17 protein-coding genes and 3 pseudogenes are annotated in these 16910 nt (G+C 71.1%); 11 read left to right on the forward strand and 9 right to left on the reverse strand.

Going from position 1 to position 16910, the window contains the following annotated elements; translation table 11 throughout:
• Positions 1-629 precede the first annotated feature (629 nt).
• The 3 genes from KIF24_RS18510 to KIF24_RS18520 are packed head-to-tail and all read left to right on the forward strand — an operon-like array spanning position 630 to position 2546.
• Positions 630-1856: an NRAMP family divalent metal transporter gene (locus KIF24_RS18510; RefSeq protein WP_221085122.1), complete on the forward strand. Its 1227-nt coding sequence runs from the start codon at positions 630-632 to the stop codon at positions 1854-1856.
• Positions 1853-2233, forward strand: a complete 381-nt coding sequence (locus KIF24_RS18515; RefSeq protein WP_221085123.1) for a hypothetical protein — start codon at positions 1853-1855, stop codon at positions 2231-2233. Before KIF24_RS18510 ends, KIF24_RS18515 begins: the two co-directional genes overlap by 4 nt.
• Entirely contained in the window at positions 2220-2546 is a 327-nt protein-coding gene (locus KIF24_RS18520; RefSeq protein WP_221085124.1) for a PRC-barrel domain-containing protein, read from the forward strand. The genes KIF24_RS18515 and KIF24_RS18520 overlap by 14 nt, the downstream gene beginning before the upstream one ends.
• Positions 2547-2574: 28 nt before the next feature.
• On the opposite strand, the gene KIF24_RS18525 is transcribed toward KIF24_RS18520, so the two are convergent.
• From KIF24_RS18525 to KIF24_RS18535, 3 genes are all read right to left on the reverse strand, one after another.
• A complete protein-coding gene (locus KIF24_RS18525; protein ID WP_221085125.1) occupies positions 2575-3942 on the reverse strand; it encodes a hemolysin family protein in 1368 nt (455 codons plus the stop codon).
• 134 nt (positions 3943-4076) lie between these two features.
• Positions 4077-4712, reverse strand: a complete 636-nt coding sequence (locus KIF24_RS18530; RefSeq protein WP_221085126.1) for a YgjV family protein — start codon at positions 4710-4712, stop codon at positions 4077-4079.
• Positions 4713-4760: 48 nt separating this feature from the next.
• Positions 4761-5240: a GNAT family N-acetyltransferase gene (locus KIF24_RS18535; protein ID WP_221085127.1), complete on the reverse strand. Its 480-nt coding sequence runs from the start codon at positions 5238-5240 to the stop codon at positions 4761-4763.
• 128 nt (positions 5241-5368) lie between these two features.
• Here KIF24_RS18535 and KIF24_RS18540 point away from each other — a divergent pair.
• The 3 genes and pseudogenes from KIF24_RS18540 to KIF24_RS18550 all read left to right on the forward strand — a co-directional run.
• A pseudogene (locus KIF24_RS18540) lies at positions 5369-5539 on the forward strand (PEP/pyruvate-binding domain-containing protein); the annotation flags it as partial.
• A 420-nt stretch (positions 5540-5959) separates the two neighbouring features.
• A complete protein-coding gene (locus tag KIF24_RS18545) occupies positions 5960-6856 on the forward strand; it encodes a universal stress protein (protein ID WP_221085129.1) in 897 nt (298 codons plus the stop codon).
• An 18-nt stretch (positions 6857-6874) separates the two neighbouring features.
• Positions 6875-7720 (forward strand): universal stress protein, encoded by an 846-nt coding sequence (locus KIF24_RS18550; RefSeq protein ID WP_221085130.1) that lies wholly within the window; start codon positions 6875-6877, stop codon positions 7718-7720.
• Positions 7721-7777: 57 nt separating this feature from the next.
• On the opposite strand, the gene KIF24_RS18555 is transcribed toward KIF24_RS18550, so the two are convergent.
• The 4 genes from KIF24_RS18555 to KIF24_RS18570 all read right to left on the reverse strand — a co-directional run bounded on the left by KIF24_RS18555 (position 7778) and on the right by KIF24_RS18570 (position 10873).
• Positions 7778-8404 (reverse strand): FMN reductase, encoded by a 627-nt coding sequence (locus tag KIF24_RS18555; protein ID WP_221085131.1) that lies wholly within the window; start codon positions 8402-8404, stop codon positions 7778-7780.
• Positions 8404-9471, reverse strand: coding sequence for an LLM class flavin-dependent oxidoreductase (locus tag KIF24_RS18560; protein ID WP_221085132.1), 1068 nt, complete (start codon positions 9469-9471; stop codon positions 8404-8406). The genes KIF24_RS18555 and KIF24_RS18560 overlap by 1 nt, the downstream gene beginning before the upstream one ends.
• 171 nt (positions 9472-9642) lie before the next feature.
• The gene (locus KIF24_RS18565) at positions 9643-10248 is read right to left on the reverse strand and encodes a DNA-3-methyladenine glycosylase (RefSeq protein WP_221085133.1); all 606 of its coding nucleotides are present in this window, start codon (positions 10246-10248) and stop codon (positions 9643-9645) included.
• A 103-nt stretch (positions 10249-10351) separates the two neighbouring features.
• The gene (locus KIF24_RS18570; protein WP_221085134.1) at positions 10352-10873 is read right to left on the reverse strand and encodes a hypothetical protein; all 522 of its coding nucleotides are present in this window, start codon (positions 10871-10873) and stop codon (positions 10352-10354) included.
• Positions 10874-11134: 261 nt separating this feature from the next.
• Here KIF24_RS18570 and pdxR point away from each other — a divergent pair, with 261 nt between their 5' ends.
• On the forward strand, positions 11135-12589 hold the full coding sequence (pdxR, locus tag KIF24_RS18575) for a MocR-like pyridoxine biosynthesis transcription factor PdxR (protein ID WP_221085135.1): 1455 nt from the start codon (positions 11135-11137) through the stop codon (positions 12587-12589).
• A gap of 206 nt (positions 12590-12795) precedes the next feature.
• Positions 12796-13509: an alpha/beta fold hydrolase gene (locus KIF24_RS18580; RefSeq protein WP_221085136.1), complete on the forward strand. Its 714-nt coding sequence runs from the start codon at positions 12796-12798 to the stop codon at positions 13507-13509.
• 75 nt (positions 13510-13584) lie between these two features.
• On the opposite strand, the pseudogene KIF24_RS18585 reads toward KIF24_RS18580, so the two are convergent.
• Positions 13585-14264, reverse strand: a pseudogene (locus KIF24_RS18585) (hypothetical protein); the annotation flags it as partial.
• Positions 14265-14375: 111 nt separating this feature from the next.
• On the opposite strand from KIF24_RS18585, the gene KIF24_RS18590 reads away from it, so the two are divergent.
• From KIF24_RS18590 to KIF24_RS18605, 3 genes and pseudogenes are all read left to right on the forward strand, one after another.
• Complete coding sequence (locus KIF24_RS18590) at positions 14376-14798, forward strand: hypothetical protein (protein ID WP_221085137.1); 423 nt, start codon at positions 14376-14378, stop codon at positions 14796-14798.
• 85 nt (positions 14799-14883) lie between these two features.
• Positions 14884-15245 (forward strand): annotated as a pseudogene (locus KIF24_RS35130) (effector-associated constant component EACC1).
• The gene (locus KIF24_RS18605) at positions 15242-16387 is read left to right on the forward strand and encodes a caspase family protein (RefSeq protein WP_221085140.1); all 1146 of its coding nucleotides are present in this window, start codon (positions 15242-15244) and stop codon (positions 16385-16387) included. Before KIF24_RS35130 ends, KIF24_RS18605 begins: the two are co-directional and overlap by 4 nt.
• Here the strand turns inward: KIF24_RS18605 and KIF24_RS18610 are convergent.
• Positions 16319-16798, reverse strand: coding sequence for a hypothetical protein (locus KIF24_RS18610; RefSeq protein WP_221085141.1), 480 nt, complete (start codon positions 16796-16798; stop codon positions 16319-16321). The genes KIF24_RS18605 and KIF24_RS18610 overlap by 69 nt on opposite strands.
• Positions 16799-16910 lie beyond the last annotated feature (112 nt).

Here is a 16910-nt window from a genome sequence, read left to right on the forward strand (position 1 = left end):
TCGCGCCCGTCTCCAAGGCTGTGGTTTCGATTGGTGGGGCGAGCTCCACCGAATTCACCCAACCTCCATCGCTCGTCCATCGGCTTCTCGCCGTACGGTGGATCATCCGGCGCGAGCTGGTGTGGTAGGCACGAACCACTGCGCCTCCAGGAGGTGGTTCACCCAAAGGCGCGGGCGATACGGCCAAGCGTGGTGGTGCTCGGTTCCGGTGCGCGTCGCGAGAACAGTCTCGCCTTTCCTGGCGCAGAGTCAACCTGCCAAAACCGCCTCGAACGCAGCCGGTCCGGTGCCGCGTGGTGATCGCCCGGCTCGCGAATCTCACCCGTTCAGCGGGGACCGGTACGACTTCCGGATCACCTGAAACAGAAACCGGCACGTGCCGGACGACGGCGGCGGCGGCGTTGAGGTGACGCGGGAAACCGCCAGGCAATTCGAATGGGCCGGCGCGGCGAATGCGCGCCGGTCGGGGCGGCGCGACGGCCCACCGCCGCGGCATCACCCGTGCGCCACGCCAGCCGCGCCGGGCCCCGGTGCCCATCCGGCGACCTGACCGCTAGTGCGGTGTTTACTGTAGATGGCGGCTTTGGTGGCGATATTGTCGCGTCGATGACCGAGCCCGTACCGCCGACGTGAAGAAGCTCCTCGCCGCCACGCTCGGCATCCTGTCCGCCGTCGGTGGTTTCGTCGACATCGGCGACCTCGTCGCCGCCAGCCAGGCCGGCGCCCGGTTCGGCATGGCGCACACCTGGGTCCTGCTGCTCGGGGTGGTCGCCATCTGCGCGTACGCCGACATGGCCGGACGGATCGCGGCGGTGACCGGCCGGGCGGTGTTCGACCTGATCCGGGAACGGCTCGGGGCACGGATGGCGCTGATCAACCTGGTCGCGTCGTACCTGGTCACGGTGATCACGCTGGCGGCCGAACTGGGCGGGGTGGCGCTGGCCCTGCGGCTGGCCAGCGGCGTGCCCTACCTGCTCTGGGTGCCCGTCGCCGGTGCGGCGGTCTGGCTGGTGCTGTGGCGGATGCGGTTCCCGCTGATGGAACGGGTCTTCGGGCTGGCCGGGCTGGCCCTGGTGACATTCGCCGTCGCACTGTTCTGGCTACCGACCGACTGGGCGGCGCTCGGTCGCAGCGCGGTCGCGCCGGGGGACGGCGGACAGGGCTGGGGAGCGTACTGGTTCGTCGCGGTGGCGCTGTTCGCCTCCACGGTGAGTCCGTACGAGGTCTTCTTCTTCTCCTCCGGCGGTGTCGAGGAGCGCTGGAGCGGGGCCGACCTGGCCGATGCCCGGTTCAGCGTGCTGGTCGGGTTCCCGATCGGCGGGTTCCTCGCGCTGTCGCTGATCGCCACCGCGGCCGTCGTGCTGCGCCCCGCCGGCCTGTCGGTGGACAGCCTCGACCAGGTCGCGCACCCGGTGGTGCTCGCCTTCGGGGCGGCCGGTCTGGCGGTGGCGGCCCTGGCGTTCTTCGCGGTCACCTTCGGTGCCGCGCTGGAGACCGGCCTGTCCGCCGCATACGCCGCCGCACAGTACTTCGGCTGGCAGTGGGGTAAACGGGTCAGCCCCCGCGAGGCGGCCCGGTTCCACACGGTGCTGCTGGTCAGCGTGCTGCTCGGGGTGCGCCTGCTGCTCACCACGGTCGACCCGGTCGCGCTCACCGAGTACATGCTGATCATCAGCGCGGTGGCGTTGCCGCTGACGTACCTGCCGATCCTGGTCGTCGCCAACGACCGTACCTACCTCGGCGACCGGGTCAACGGCCGGGCGCTCAACCTGCTGGGTGCGGTGTTGCTGCTGATCATCCTGGCTGCCTCGATCGCCGCCGTACCGCTGGCCATCGGCACGAGAATGGGGCAGTGAGGATCCAGATCAGCCGGCAGCTGCTCGACCGCCAACTCGTCGACGTCGACGGACGGTTGGTCGGCAAGGTCGACGACGTCGATTTCGCCCTCGGCCCGGACGGCGTGCCCTACCTGCGGACGCTGCTCAGCGGGCCGGGCGCGCTCGGGCTGCGGGTCGGCGGCCGGCTCGGGCGGATGATGGTGCTGACCGCCGAGCGGTTCGTCACGCACCGGCCGGTGGCGCCGCTGCACATCCCGTACGCGCTGGTCGACCGGGTCGACAGCGCGGTGCGGCTGCGGATCCGGGCCGAGGACCTGGCCGCCTCTCCGGTGGAGGAGTGGCTGCGTCGTAACCTGATCGACCGGATCCCGGGGGCCGACCGTGCGAGCGGGTGAGCTGCTCGGCCGGACCGCGTACGACGAGCGTGGCCGGCGGCTGGGCCGGGTGGTGGACCTGGTGGTGCGGGGCGGACCCGCCGGCCCGCTGCGGCTGACCGACCTGGTGGTCAGCCGGCACTGGTACGGCCGGTTGAGTGGACGACTGATCGGCCCGGAGCGGCACCCGTCAGCCCCGTGGGCGATCCGGGCGACGGCCCGGCTGCTCAACCGCAGCACCGTTCAGGTGCCGCTGCACCGGGTCCGGCTCGACCCGCCGTTGCCGGATCCGCCCGGACACGGTCAGCCGCACGGCCAGTCGCACGGCACCTGAGAGACCGGCGGTGGGCGGTCTCGCGCGGTCAGGACCGGGTGCCGTCCAGCACCGCCGCGGCGTCGCTCGGGGTGGCCGGCGACTCGTCCTGCCGCGCCTGGTGCCCGTCAGGGTGCGCCGGTGCCCCGGCGGCGCGGCGCAGCCGGACGCCGGAGACGGCCCGGTCGTCGGCGAGGGTGACCTCCAGCCACCAACCGTCGACGGTGAGGTGCTCACCGGGCGCGGGAATCCGACCGAGGCCGGTCAACACCAGGCCCGCGACGGTGGTGTAGTCGCCCTCCGGGCGCCCCGGCAGGTCCACCCCGATGCCGGGCAGGTCGTGCAGCGGGAAGGTGCCGGGCACCAGCAGCGCACCGTCGGCCTCGGTCAGCACCCCGCTGACGTCCCGGTCGGTCTCGTCGTAGATCTCCCCGACGATCTCCTCCAGGATGTCCTCCAGGGTGACGATGCCGTCGACGGCACCGCGCTCGTCCACCACCAGGGCCATGTGCTGCCGTTCGGCCTTGAACTGCCGCAACGCGTCGACCACCGGCACCGAGTCGGGCAGCAGCAGCGGCGGGCGGCCGTACTCGTCGACCGGCCGGTCTCCCGGCACACCGACCAGGTCCCGCAGGTGGATGACACCGACCGTCTCGTCCAGGCCGCCGTGCTGCACCACGGGGGCACGGGAGTGCCCGGAGGCGGCCAGCACGAGCCGGGCGGCCTCGGCGGTGGTGCCGCTGTCCAGGCAGAAGACCTGCAGCCGCGGCACCAGCACGGCCCGCAGCTTCCGCTCGGCGATCTCCACGGCGCCGGCGATGATGGTCTGCTGCTCCTTGGTGAAGCCGTGGTGGCCGGCGACGATGTCCCGCAACTCGTCCGGGCTGATCTCGTCCCGTTCGGGCTTCGGGTCCAGGCCGAACAGTCGCACCACCAGGTCGCTGGTGGCACCGAGCACCCAGACCACCGGACGGGTCAGGACGGCGAGCACGTCCAGCGGGCGGGCGACGAGCAGCGCCCACCGCTCCGGGACCTGCATCGCGATCCGCTTCGGCGCCAGCTCGCCGAAGACCAGCGTGACGAAGGTCAGCACCAGCGTGACCAGCACGATGGCCATCGGCTCGGCGGCCCGACCGAGCACGCCGTCCAGCAGCGGCACCAGCGGCCGGGCCAGGGACACCGCGGCAGCCGCCGAGGCGAGGAAGCCGGCCAGGGTGATGCCGATCTGGATGGTGGCCAGGAAACGGTTGGGATCCCGGGCCAGCCGGGCCAGCACCCGGCCCGCCCGACCGGTGCGCTCCAGCCGTTGGACCTGGCTGTCGCGCAGCGACACCAACGCCAGCTCGCTGCCCGCGAAGATCGCGTTGACGACGATCAGGACTCCGACCAGGGCCAGCTGGCTCCAGTAGCTCTGCACGCCTGGTTCTCCCTCGTCGCACCGCGCCCCGTGGCGCCGCCGGCGGAGGTCCCGCCGGCGTAGCGGTGCCTATGCCCACTCGTTCCGGCGGCGAACCATCGCCCGCCCGACGGCGCGGGGGCGGTGCGGCAGGGCTACGGGTGGGGGATCGACGGCGCGGGCAGGTCGAGCACGAACGAGTTCCCCGCCCGCCGGAAGCCGAGCCGGTGGTAGTAGGGGGCGACCATGCCCGGTGGGCTGACCACCTGACGGAACCCGCGGTCGGTGAACAGGCTGCTGCGCCGGTAGACGAACTCGCCGGGGGTGAAGTCACGAAACGGTGGGGTGACGTAGTCGAGGTCGACCTGGGCCACCCCGTCACCGGCATCGCGGACCAGGACCACCCCGACGACCTCGTCGGCGCGGACGACGAGGAAGGCCGCGCGGCCGGTGACCTGCCCCGGGTGGAAGCCGGGATTGAACCGGGCGATGTCGGCGGCGTGCACCCGCAGCGTGTGGGCCAGGAACGCGTCGTCGGCGCCCACCTCGACCACCTGGTAGGTCCGCTCGTCGTGGCGGGTGGTGAGCAGTCGACGCAGGTACCAGACGTTGATCACGGACAGCACCACGTTCAACCCCACCATGGGCCACACCTGCACGGCGGCGTTGTAGCCGATCAGGACGAGGCAGCCGACCAGGTTGACCGCGCGCAGCCGCAGGATGCGTGTCTGCAGCAGCGACCACACCAGGACCGCCGAGCCGGCCCAGCCGACCAGTTCCAGCCAGTTCACCCCGCGAGAGTAGTCGCCGCCCTGGTCAGCGCCGATGCCAGGGCCGACTCAGCCGGGCAGTTCCAGGACGTACTCCTCGACCTCGTGGCCGCGGCCCGGAGCGTACCCCCGGTCGGTGCCCCGCACGACGAAGCCGCAGCGGCGCAGCACGGCCAGCGAGGCGGCGTTGTCGGTCGCCGCCCGCGCGTGGAGCGGCCGGCGCGCAACCTCGCGCAGCAGCGCGGCCAGCGCGCGGGTCGCGTACCCGCGACCCCACCGTGCCCGGTCGATCCAGTAGCTCACCTCGGTGCGGTCGCCGACCGGGAAGGCCAGCACGTGACCGACCACGGTGCCGTCGACGGTCACCGTGCGGGCCAGGTTCTCCGGATCGGTCAGGATGCGCACCCAGTGCGCGGCGAACGCCCGCCGGTCGGTCGGGTCCGCGGCGCCGAAGGCGGCCATCCGGTTGGCCTCGGGGTCGAGTTGGTGGGCGAAGAACTCCACCAGGTCGTCCTCGCCCACCGGGCGCAGCCGCAGGTCGTCGGTCACCGGACGACCATACGCGCCCGGGTTGGGGACCTGCGGCCCGTCCCAGGTCGGCTTTCGGCCCTGCCCCGGGGAGCACCGGCACTGTTACCAACAGGTCAGAGGCATCGACGACGAGGTGGAGGCCGATCATGACCAGTTACGTGTACGACTCCATCGAGGGTCACCGAGGGATGGCCGACCTGCTCGGCGGCAAGGGTGCCAACCTCGCCGAGATGACCCGGCTCGGGTTGCCGGTGCCGCCCGGCTTCAGCGTCAGCACCGACGCCTGCCGTGCGTATCTTGCCGACGGATCGGTGCCGCCGATGCCACCGCGATCGGCCCCGGCGGCGGCGTCGCGGCCGGCGGTCGTCCAACGCTGAGCCGCGACGCCGTGCGTGCGACACGGCGAGCACTTTCGGGGATGTTGCTGCCTCGGAACGGGCTGAGGCAGCAACAACACGGATGTTGCTCGGATCATGACCACCTCGGCCCGGAGCGTCGGTCCCGACGGTCGCGGGGCGGGCGGAGACGGCGCTTGCAAGGGGGCGGCAGGGCCGTTGGTCCCGGGCCGCGCGGGCGGATCGCCGCTGCCGGACGGCATCGGTCGCGGCGAGGCTGGTGGCGGCAGGGCATGCCGCACGGGCGGGCCTGGTGGACAGGGCGGAGCGGACGGTGACCGTCCGCCGGCCGTGGCGCCGCCGGATGGGCCAGGCTGGTAGTGGATCTGAGGAGGAGATGTGATGGCCAGCAAGACCGGTGCCCCCGTCGTGGTGGGCGTGGACGGTTCGGAGATCTCGCTGCACGCCGTCCGGACCGCCGCCCGGGAGGCGGCGTACCGGCACCGCCCGCTGCGGGTCGTGCACGCCTTCATCTGGCCGATGATGAAGGTGCCGCTTGGTCCGGCGCCGGGAGCGCCTACCGAGGGTGGGCTGCGCAACCAGGCCGAACGGTGCGTGGCCGAGGCCGTCACGGAGGCCGGCAAGGTCGCCCCGGAGGTGCCGGTCACCGGCGCGGTGGTCGACGGAGCGGCCACCGTCGTGCTGCTCGCCGAGGCCCGCGACGCCGCGCTGATCGTGCTCGGCAACCGCGGCCTTGGCGGCTTCGCCGGCCTGTTGCTCGGCTCGGTGGCCGTGCAGGTCAGCGCCCACGCCGACAGCCCGGTGCTGGTGGTCCGGGACGAGTCGCGTGCGGACGGGCCGGTCGTGGTCGGCGTCGACGGCTCGGAGTTGTCCCGGGAGGCTGTCGGGTTCGCCTTCGAGGAGGCGGCCTGGCGCGGCAGTGAACTGGTCGCGGTGCACGCCTGGCTCTACCCGACGCCGGTCGGTCCCGGCGACATCCTGCCCCTGGTCTACGACCTGGACGCGTTTCGTGACGAGGAGGAACGCACGCTCGCCGAGGCGGTGGCCGGTTGGTCCGAGCGCTATCCGGAGGTGACGGTGCGGCAGCGGCTGGTCCGCGGCTCCCCCGCGCGGGCGCTGGTGGAGGAGTCCCGCACCGCCCAGCTCCTGGTAGTCGGTGCGCGGGGTCGTGGGGCGCTGGGCGGGCTGCTGCTCGGCTCGGTCGGCCACGCGGTGCTGCACCACGCCCACTCCCCGCTGGCAATCGTCCGGAAGGTGGGTACGGTCACCAGGAGCTGACCGACACTTGGAGGCGTGATGGACCGACCTGTCGTGGTGGGAGTGGACGGATCACCGCCGAGCCTGGTCGCCGCGGAGCACGCGGCCCAGGCGGCGGTGTGGCGGTCCCGCCCGCTGCACCTGGTGCACGGCTACCTGCATCCGCTCGGCTACGGCGTGCCGATCAACCCGTACGAGGTGGGCCTGCCGGCGGCGTCGGAGGACGGCCGGAAGATGCTCGAACAGACCGCCGCCGAGCTGGTCGAACGGTGGCCGGGGCTGACGGTCGAGGTGCGTCAGGTGGCCGGTGGGCCCGGTGCGACGCTGGTCGAGGAGTCCCGCCGGACGGAGCTTGTCGTGGTGGGCAGCCGGGGCCTGGGCGGCTTCGCCGGCCTGCTGCTCGGCTCGGTCGGCACCCAGGTCGCCGCGCACGCCCACTGCCCGGTGCTGGTGGTCCGCCCGCCGGATCGCCCGATCCCGACCGAGGGGCCGGTGCTGGTCGGCGTGGACGGCTCGGAGCCGGCCGAACTCGCCGTCGGCTGCGGCGCCGAGGAGGCCACCCGCCGTGGTGGCACGCTGCTGCTGGTGCACGTCGCCGACGAGCGGGAGGCCGGCGAGGGCGGGGAGGCCGCGGCGCTGCTCGCCACGGCCGGCGCGGCGGCGCGGGGCAGCCATCCCGGGCTGACCGTCGAGGAACGGGTGATCGCCGCGCCAAAGCCCGACCAGGCACTGATCGAGGCGACCGGGGAGGCCGCGCTCGTGGTGGCCGGATCGCGGGGCCGGGGCGGCTTCGCCGGCCTGCTGCTCGGCTCGGTCAGCCAGGCCCTGGTGCAGCATGCCCGCTGCCCGGTGCTCATCGCCCACCCGTACGAGCCGGAGCAGTGAGCGGCGGCGACCCGGCGCCTCCCGCCGTCGGGTGCGCCGGTCGCCGACGGGGTCGGGTCAGGTGTCCGGGCCGCGCCGCAGCAGCTGCTCGAAGCTGGTGGTGAGCGCGAACGGGTCGGCCGGCCCGGTCGACGGCGCGGTGCGGTGGACCTGCTCGGCAAGTTCCCGGCCGGCCCGGCCGATCCGGGCGCGCAGCGCACCGTCCGCGGTGCCGGCGGACCAGTCCTCGGGCGCGGCGAAGACCGCCGTCGGCACCGTCACCGCCCGGAGGTAGGCGAACATCGGCCGGACCGCGTGTTCCAGGGCCAGGGAGTGCCGCGCCGTGCCCCCGGTCGCCCCGATCAGCACCGGCCTACCGCCCAGCGCCTCGGCGTCGACCAGGTCGAAGAAGGACTTGAACAGCCCGTTGTAGGAGGCGTTGAAGACCGGGGTGACGGCGATCAACCCGTCCGCGCCGGTGACCTGCGCCAGCACCTGCCGCAGCGGCTCCGAGGGGAAGCCGGTGAGCAGGTGGTTGACGATGTCGTGGGCGTGCGCGCGCAGCTCGACCGGGCGCAGCTCGACCTGCTCGCCGCGCCCGACCAGCTCGTCGCGGGTGGCGGTGGCGAGCTGGTCGGCGAGCAGCCGGGTCGACGACGGCTGGCTGAGACCGGCCGACACCACCGCGAGAGTACGGGAGGTCATCAGGCGGCCAGGAGGGAGGCGTGGGTCGGCGCCGGCGGCACGTGCGCCGGGCGCAGCGAGTCGAACTCCTTGCGCAGCACCGGCACGACCTCCTCGCCGAGGAGATCGAGCTGCTCCAGGACGGTCTTCAGCGGTAGTCCGGCGTGGTCGAGCAGGAACAGCTGCCGCTGGTAGTCGCCCACGTAGTCGCGGAAGCCGAGCGTACGGTCGATGACCTGCTGCGGGCTGCCCACGGTCAGCGGGGTCTGCGCGGTGAACTCCTCCAGCGACGGGCCGTGCCCGTAGACCGGCGCGTTGTCGAAGTACGGCCGGAACTCGCGCACCGCGTCCTGGGAGTTGCGCCGCATGAACACCTGACCGCCGAGTCCGACGATGGCCTGGTCGGCGGCGCCGTGGCCGTAGTGCTCGAAGCGCTGCCGGTACAGGCCGACCATCCGCCGGGTGTGCTCGGCGGGCCAGAAGATGTGGTTGGCGAAGAAACCGTCGCCGTAGTACGCGGCCTGCTCGGCGATCTCCGGGCTGCGGATCGAGCCGTGCCAGACGAACGGGGGCACGCCGTCGAGCGGGCGTGGGGTCGAGGTGAACGACTGCAGCGGGGTGCGGAACTTGCCCTGCCAGTCGACCACGTCCTCGCGCCAGAGCCGGCGCAGCAGGTCGTAGTTCTCGATCGCCAGGGGAATGCCGTTGCGGATGTCCTGACCGAACCAGGGGTAGACCGGCCCGGTGTTGCCGCGCCCCATCATCAGGTCGACCCGGCCGTCGGCCAGGTGCTGCAACATCGCGTAGTCCTCGGCGATCTTCACCGGGTCGTTGGTGGTGATCAGCGTGGTCGCGGTGGACAGCAGCAGCCGTTCGGTGCGGGCGGCGATGTAGCCCAGCATGGTGGTGGGCGACGAGGGCACGAACGGCGGGTTGTGGTGCTCGCCGGTGGCGAAGACGTCGAGGCCGACCTCCTCGGCCTTGAGCGCGATGGCCACCATCGCCTTGATCCGCTCGGCCTCGGTCGGCTCGCGACCGTTGGTCGGGTCGACCGTGACGTCGCCGACGGTGAAGACTCCGAACTGCATCACAGCTCCTCGTGTCGTCCGACCGGGGCGGGATGGCCCCGACGCCACCGACAACATATTTGACGAGTCAACCATTCCGCGAGCCCGCCTCCCGCCAGTGTCCCCCGTCACGCCCTTCCCATCCCCGGACGAGCAATCGGCCGGTCGCTCACGCTCGTCGCGGGGCGGCACTCAGGTCCGTCGTCGTGGCGCGTGCCGGCGGTACGGGCTGACGGTCGGGTCGCCGGTGATCCAGAAGCGCCACGGGACGTCGTGGGCGGCGGCCACGCCGACGCGCGGGCCGGCGGAAACGGCCGACGGCGCGACCGGGCGGGTCGGCGGCGTCAGCAGCAGCGGGCCGGTCCCGTCGAGCATCGAGGTGGCGTTCGCCGTCGCGTCGATGTCCAGGGCCACCACCAGCCGGGCCGGCCCACGGGCGAGATCGCGGTCGGGTACCTCACCGCGTCGCCTGCTGGCCAGGTCCAGGCCGTCGACCACCTCGCCGGCGCGCAGCAGGACCGCCGCCGCCTCCCCTTCGCCACCGCAGACGACGTTGAGGCACCAGTGCATCCCGAAGACGAAGTACGTGTACGCGTGGCCGGCCGGCCCGAACATGATCTTCGTCCGGGGCGTGGGCCCGCGATGGGCGTGCGATGCGGGATCCACACCGGTCCCCGCGTACGCCTCGACCTCGGTCAGCCTGATCCGGACCCCGTTGGCCGTCACCTCCCACCCGAGCAGGTTCCGCGCGGTCTGCGCGACATCGGCGGCGGGGGCGGTCAGCCAGGGGTGGTCCACCCGTCCAGGTAACCCGGCCCGGAGCCCGACCGGCAACCCGCTGATCCGATCGACCTCGGTCGGCGGCGGCCGAGGTCGATCGGATGGTGATGGGGGTCGGATCTCAGCAGTTGCGGATAGACCAGACCGCGTCCCAGTTTCGGACGAACGCGCCCGTGCTGGTGCTGGACCTCAGAACGTTGCCGTTCTGGGCATAGAAGGTGAAGCGGACACCACCGGTCTGCGCGTTGTAATAGCCGCCATCGCCGAGCCAGTTGGACAGATAGTACCTGTTGCAGTAGTAGAGATCGAAAACCTTCCACCTCGAAATCGTCGGATCCCATACGGCGGCGCACAGGTTTCCGCTGGGACACGTCGCCTTCTCGTTCTTCGTGAAATGCCGTACCCGCGAGGCCGCGGGCGAGATCGACGGGGAGGCAGCGGCCGCGGCGACCGCCGCCTCGGCACCACGAGGTGCGGTCGGCAAGCTCCAGACACGGTCTCCGTCTCGCGAGCCGATCTGCTGGGCGGAGGCCGGGGCCACCAGGACGAGCACGCTGCCGAGGAGCGCGGCGCTGATCGCGGCGAGCCCACGGGCGAGACTCCTGGTCAGAAAACGCGTTTTGATCTCGTGCGATGATCGCATAAGCACATGGCCTTCCCTTCAGGGCAATCAATTCCCGGTCTACCGCCAACCGGCCGTTGTCGCTAATGAACAAGTCCCACCCATACGCGTCCTGTTGCGGATGGATAGTGACTGTTCAGCCGCGACATCACATCACCGAGGGTAAGTCCGCCGCCACGCGCGGATCAGGGCCAGATCGATGCCGGTCGTGCTGGGCCAGTAACCGCCAGATGACGGCCGGCAGCCGCCGGCCAATCGGCGCGCCCGGTAGCATCGACTGATGTGGACGTCCACATCAGTCTTCGCAACCGGCGCGGACTGGCCGGGCAGATCCACCGGCAGGTCCGCGCCGCGATCCTCGACGGACGGCTCCGCTCCGGCGAGGCCGTACCCTCCACCCGGGAACTGGCGGCGCGGCTGATGGTCTCCCGCAACACCGTGACCACGGCGTACGACCGGCTGACGGCCGAGGGCCTGCTGGCAGCGCGACCGGGCGGACGCACCTACGTCGTCGGGCGCCCGAAGCCAGAGCGGCGGGTAGGCCCACTCGCCGAGCGGCCGATCCGACCACGCCCGATCTGGGCACAGCAGCCCGAGCCGGTGGACATGTCCGCCACGAACCCCACCTACGACTTCCGGCCGGGGCTTCCCGATGCGGGCCGCTTCCCGTTCGCCACCTGGCGGACCCTGCTCGCCGACACGTTCCGCAGTATCCCGGGCCGTTCCGAGGCCTACCACGACCCGGCCGGCGATCCGAGGCTACGGGCCGCGGTCGCCCAACACATCGGCGTCTCCCGATCAGTCCACGCCACTGCGGACGACATTCTGATCACCAGCGGCAGTCAACAGGCCGTGGATCTGATCGGCCGGGTGCTGATCGAGCCCGGCGAGGTGGCGGTGGTGGAGAATCCGGGCTGGCTTCCGCCGCGGACGCTCTGGAGGACGTCCGGCGCCCGGGTGGTCTCCGCCGAGGTGGACCGGGAAGGTGTGGTCGTCGAGGCCCTGCCGGACCAGGCGCGGGTCCTGTTCGTCAGCCCGTCGCACCAGTTTCCCCTCGGGGTGCCGATGTCCGACCGGCGGCGGCGGGCGCTGCTGGACTGGGCACGGCACAGCGGCGCGGTGATCGTGGAGGACGACTACGACAGCGAGTTCCGGTACGGTGGTCGGCCGGTGGACCCGCTGCACAGCCTGGATCCCGCAGGTCGGGTAATCTATATCGGATCGTTCTCCAAGACGCTGCTGCCCACCTTCCGGCTGGGTTTCTGCGTAGCGCCCGCCTCGCTGCAGCCGGCCCTACGCCGCGCGAAGTACGCCATGGACTGGCACACCGCCCTGCCCCTGCAGGCAGCCCTCGCCCGCTATCTCGACCAGGGCCTGTTCGCCCGGCACATCCGTCGGATGCGCCGCGTCTATCAGGCCCGCCGGGACCGCATCGGCCTGCTCCTGGACCGCGACCTCGCCCACCTGCTGGAACCGCTGCCGTCCGTGGCCGGACTACACATGACCGCATGGCTACGAACTCCGATGGGTCCGGCGGACGGCGGCGACAGAGCGGCCGACCAGGTGGTGGCGGCGCGCTGCCGCCGCGCCGGCCTCGGCCTGTATCCCGTCTCCGACTTCGGATCGTCCGGCACGGTCCAGCCGGGCCTGGTCCTCGGCTACGGCGCCATCGACCTGAACCGGATCGACAAGGGTCTCGACCTGCTCCGCCGGTGCCTGGAGGCGACGCGGCGGTGACGCGTGGTGCGGCGGTGACGCGTGGTGCGTCAGTGCCGTAACCGGCGCGGTCACGCTGCCGATACCCCACGTTCGGCGGCGAACTGGATGATCGCCGCCGAAGCGTCCGGGCTGCGGCCAGGCGTTTCATTCTCACCTGACGGGTATGCGGGCGTACCCGCGCCGCCGGCGGGTGAACAGCGTCCCGGAGTGAGGGAGTACGTGTCATGTCCGATCAGCAGCCCACCATCATCCTGGTCCACGGCGCGTTCGCCGAGTCAGCGAGCTGGAACGGTGTGATCGAGCGGCTGGGTGCGTACAAGGTGGTGGCCGCCGCCAATCCGCTGCGCAGCCTCCCCGGCGACGCCGCGTACCTGGGGGACGTGATCCGGGGGGTCGGTGGCCCCGTCGTCCTCGTCGGCCACTCCTACGGCGGCATGGTGATCACGCAGGCTGCGGTCGACAACCCGTCGGTGCGGGCCCTCGTGTACGTCAACGCCCTCTGCCCGGACACCGGCGAGACCGCGCTGTCGCTGTCCGGACAGTTCCCCGGCAGCACCCTCGCCGACACGCTGGTGCAGTACCCGGTGTCGACCGGTGGCAACGAGGTGGCGATCGGCCAGGACGCCTTCCACAAACAGTTCGCCGCCGACGTCTCCGCCGACCTCGCCGCGCTCATGGCCCGGACCCAGCGGCCGATCACGGAGCAGGCTCTCAACGACGGTCTCGTCGGCGACGCCCCCTGGCGGTCGGTGCCCAGTTGGTTCGTGTTCGGGGATGCCGACATGAACATCCCGGTCGCCGCGCACCGGTTCATGGCCGAACGGGCCGACCCGCGAGGTTCGCGCGAGCTTTCCGGTGGCTCGCACGCGATGGCCGTGGCCCGCCCCGGCGAGGTCGCCGAGACCATCATCGAGGCGGTCAGGGCCGTCGGCGACTGACCGCCCGCACCGACCCCCGGAACTCCCTCAGCAAACCGATCATCACAAACCTCATGATCGACGGATGGGGGTGGGTCACAGGCGCAGGGTCGAGACGGCGTCGCCGAGCGTGGCCGCCTGGGCGAGGGGCCGGAGGGCTCCCTCCTCGGCCAGCCAGAGGCGGCAGCCGATCCGGTTGAACGACGCGGCGACCGGCTGCCCGGCGTAGTGATGGCCGACCCGGCGGATCAGCGCGGTCGGGTCCGGCACCGGCGGGGACGGTACGGCCTGTGGGGCGGGCACTGGCTGGTCCGGCTGCCGAGGCACGGTGGCGATCAGGTCGTTGTCCAGGTGGCTCACCTGCCAACGATCGGTCACGGTCACCACCACCGCGGCCGGGATCCGCCCGCTGTCCCGGCAGGTGGAGCAGCAGCGCCCGGAGGGGCCAGGCCGGCGCCGGAGCAGTCCGGGCACGCCGGGGCGGGACCGGAGCGGCCGAGCCGGCAGTCGCAGCGGCGCAGCCGGCTGCCGGGCCGACAGTCCGGGCAGGGCCGGCATGGGATCGGCTCGCCCCACCAGGCCGGGTCGGGTGGCTCGCTGGCCCGCCGCAGCGACTCCGCGACGTGTCGGACGATCTGCCCGGTCTCCCGCTCGTGCAGCGTCTCGACGCTGCCGACCGGATGCAGCGCGGTGTGCCACCAGCGCCCGTCCCGCCAGACCGCCTGGGCGCCGGGCGCGTCGCCGGCCAGCTCCGACGATACGTTCCAAGATAGACGCACCGGATGCCGCAGGGAACCTCGTGGTCGTCGGCCTGCTCGCAGGTGTGGCAGTACACCGGATCGCAACCGTATTTAAGAAGAACATTCCAAGAATCAGGAGGCGTGGTCGTGACTAAGCTGGGTGACTTGATCCAGTCCATGGCCCGCGGCGACTGGGAGAAGACTGACTCCCTTATAGCGGATCTTGAGCGTGACAGGTGGGCTGGAGGCCTCCAGGTGATCGGGGCCGCCTTCGCCATCGCCGTCAATCGTCGCTTCGGGCCGGGCACCACGCCCGCGGATGTCGCTCAGTTCGTGGCCACGGCTCAAGCCAGCTATGAGGAGGGAGACAGTCTTCCCACGCTGGAGACGGAAGGTCTTGTCCGTGCCGCCCTCGGCGAAGCCGAGCTTGCCGACAACATCTCGCCGGACGTGGCGCTCGGCGCGGAGCTTTTTGTCCTCACAAAGATCCTGCATGACGCCAATATGACGCAGGATCAACTTGACGCCTTCGTCGCCGAGGCGGAGCAAACCGCTGCCGAGTACATGTAGACGGGCGCGTGCCGTACAACCAGGGAAGTGATCAAAGGGTCCTCAGTAGTACGTTGACTCGTCTCGCTTGTGGATAATGGCTCCCATGGCGTTGGGTAACGTGTCACTACTCGATGGCAGTCCCCGCGATCTTCATGCCCTGTTCACGTGGCTCCAGCGCGCTGACGAGCTACGCGGAAGGGTGAGGACGTTGCCTCGCCAACCCGGCCCCACGACATGGGCGGCGCCGTGGAGATCCTCTCCGTAGCACTCGGCAGCGGTAGCGCGGGGGCCGTTCTGGCCAGCGCCCTGGGAACGTGGTTACAGACCCGCCGCGCCCGGATCTGCGTGGAGTTCACCGAGAACGAGGCGGGTGAAACTCTCCGGAAGGTGAAGGTCGATGCCCGTGACGCGGCTTCAGTCAAAGAGTTGTACGGCTTGCTGGCCCCAGACCGGAAGACGCCATGAGCGCGAGGCTGCCAGATCCACCAACGTCGCGGGCGCTGCTCATCGGGGCGTCACGGTTCACCAGCGCGGATCTGCATGATCTGCCTGCGGTGGTCAACAACGTGCAGGCTCTGACCGACGTGCTCACCGATCCGGTGCACGGTGGCCTCGATCGGTCGAGTTGCCAGGTGTTGACTGATCCGGCAACCCAGCAGCAGGTCGGGGATGCGCCTGCCGCTGCCGTCGACGAAGCCCTGGACACGCTCGTGTTGTACTACGCGGGCCACCGGGTGCTCAATCAGCGCGGCCACCTGTTTCTGGCCGTCGAGACCACGAACCCTGATCCGCGTCGGGTCCACTACTGTGGCGTGCCGATGGAATGGCTCCGGTCCGCGCTGGCGGACAGCCCTGCGCGTAACCGAATCCTGATCCTGGACTGCTGCTTCTCAGGGCACGCCGCCGAGGCGATGTCAGACACCGCTACAGCGGTCAACGGGAAAGTCAACATCCATGGCACCTACACGCTGGCGTCCGCGCCCGCCCACGAAACCGCGGTCGCACCGGTCGGTGCGCAGTTCACCGCGTTCACCGGTGAGTTGTTGAACGCGTTGCGGCAGGGCGTTCCGGGTGGCGGACCGCTGCTGACGCTCAATGACATCTACCCCGCGCTGAGCCAGGCGCTGTTGGCGAGGGGCATGCCTCACCCGCAGCGGCTTGGGACGGGCTTGGCCGACCACATCGCACTGACCCACAACCGCGCATACCGGCACCCCACTCGATCCTCCGCCACCCCCCGTCCCGTGCGCGAACAGCGTCGGAGCCCGAGCGTGCCGCCCCGAGCCTCGGAGGGACATGATCCTCAGGTCGCCGCTGAGTTCCATACCGCCATGTTGGACGGCTACCGCAGGGCCAAGCGGGAGCTGAACTACAACGCCGGCTACTTCCTCCAGATGGTGCAGGAAGTCGGCGGGGTGGAAGCGGCTCGACCTCGTCGTGGAGGCGGTCGTGCTTCAGGACCGGTTCGCCGGGCTGTTCACCGAGGAGGAATGCGACATCGCCCACAACCGGTTGGCCGAGTACGGGTGCTCACCGGCTCAGACCTCGGAGACCTTGACCACCTCGTCGCCGTAGTGGTTGACCACCTTCACGGCGATCTTCCCTGAATCCGGCCGAGGGAACGGGCGCGAGCGGTGGCCGTAGAGGCTGGACCACGCCGACTCGACCGCCTCGCGCTGGCAGAAGAGGATCTTGTTGTCCCGCTCCGGATCGCTCCAGTACTCCAGCAGGCGGCGGGTAACCGGCGTGACGTTGGGCCAGTCCGCCTCCCGCCACGCGTCGACGCGTTCGCGGACGTCGTTGACCTGCTTGTTGAGCTTGATGTCGTCTTCGGTGAAAACCTGCAACTCCAGTTGCTGTCCGCGCTTGCGCGGTCGCGGCACTGGAATGAAGAAGCTCGACGGTCTCCGCTGTTCCTCGATCCGGTCGGTGATGCCGTCGCGGTCGAAGGCGAAGTGGCGGGTTGGACGCCCGTACGGTGAGTTGATAATCGGGTTGTCGATGACCCGGTCACTCACCGCTAGACCTCCCGCTTGGAGCCCGACGTTGCAGATTCGAGCGACAGCCTATACCGGGTGTGAGCACGTCTGGTCACGGCGCCCTGACAGGCGCAACTTCGGGGAAACTGCT

It is taken from the genome of Micromonospora tarapacensis, from assembly GCF_019697375.1.
In the GTDB taxonomy this organism is placed as follows: Bacteria; Actinomycetota; Actinomycetes; order Mycobacteriales; family Micromonosporaceae; genus Micromonospora; species Micromonospora tarapacensis.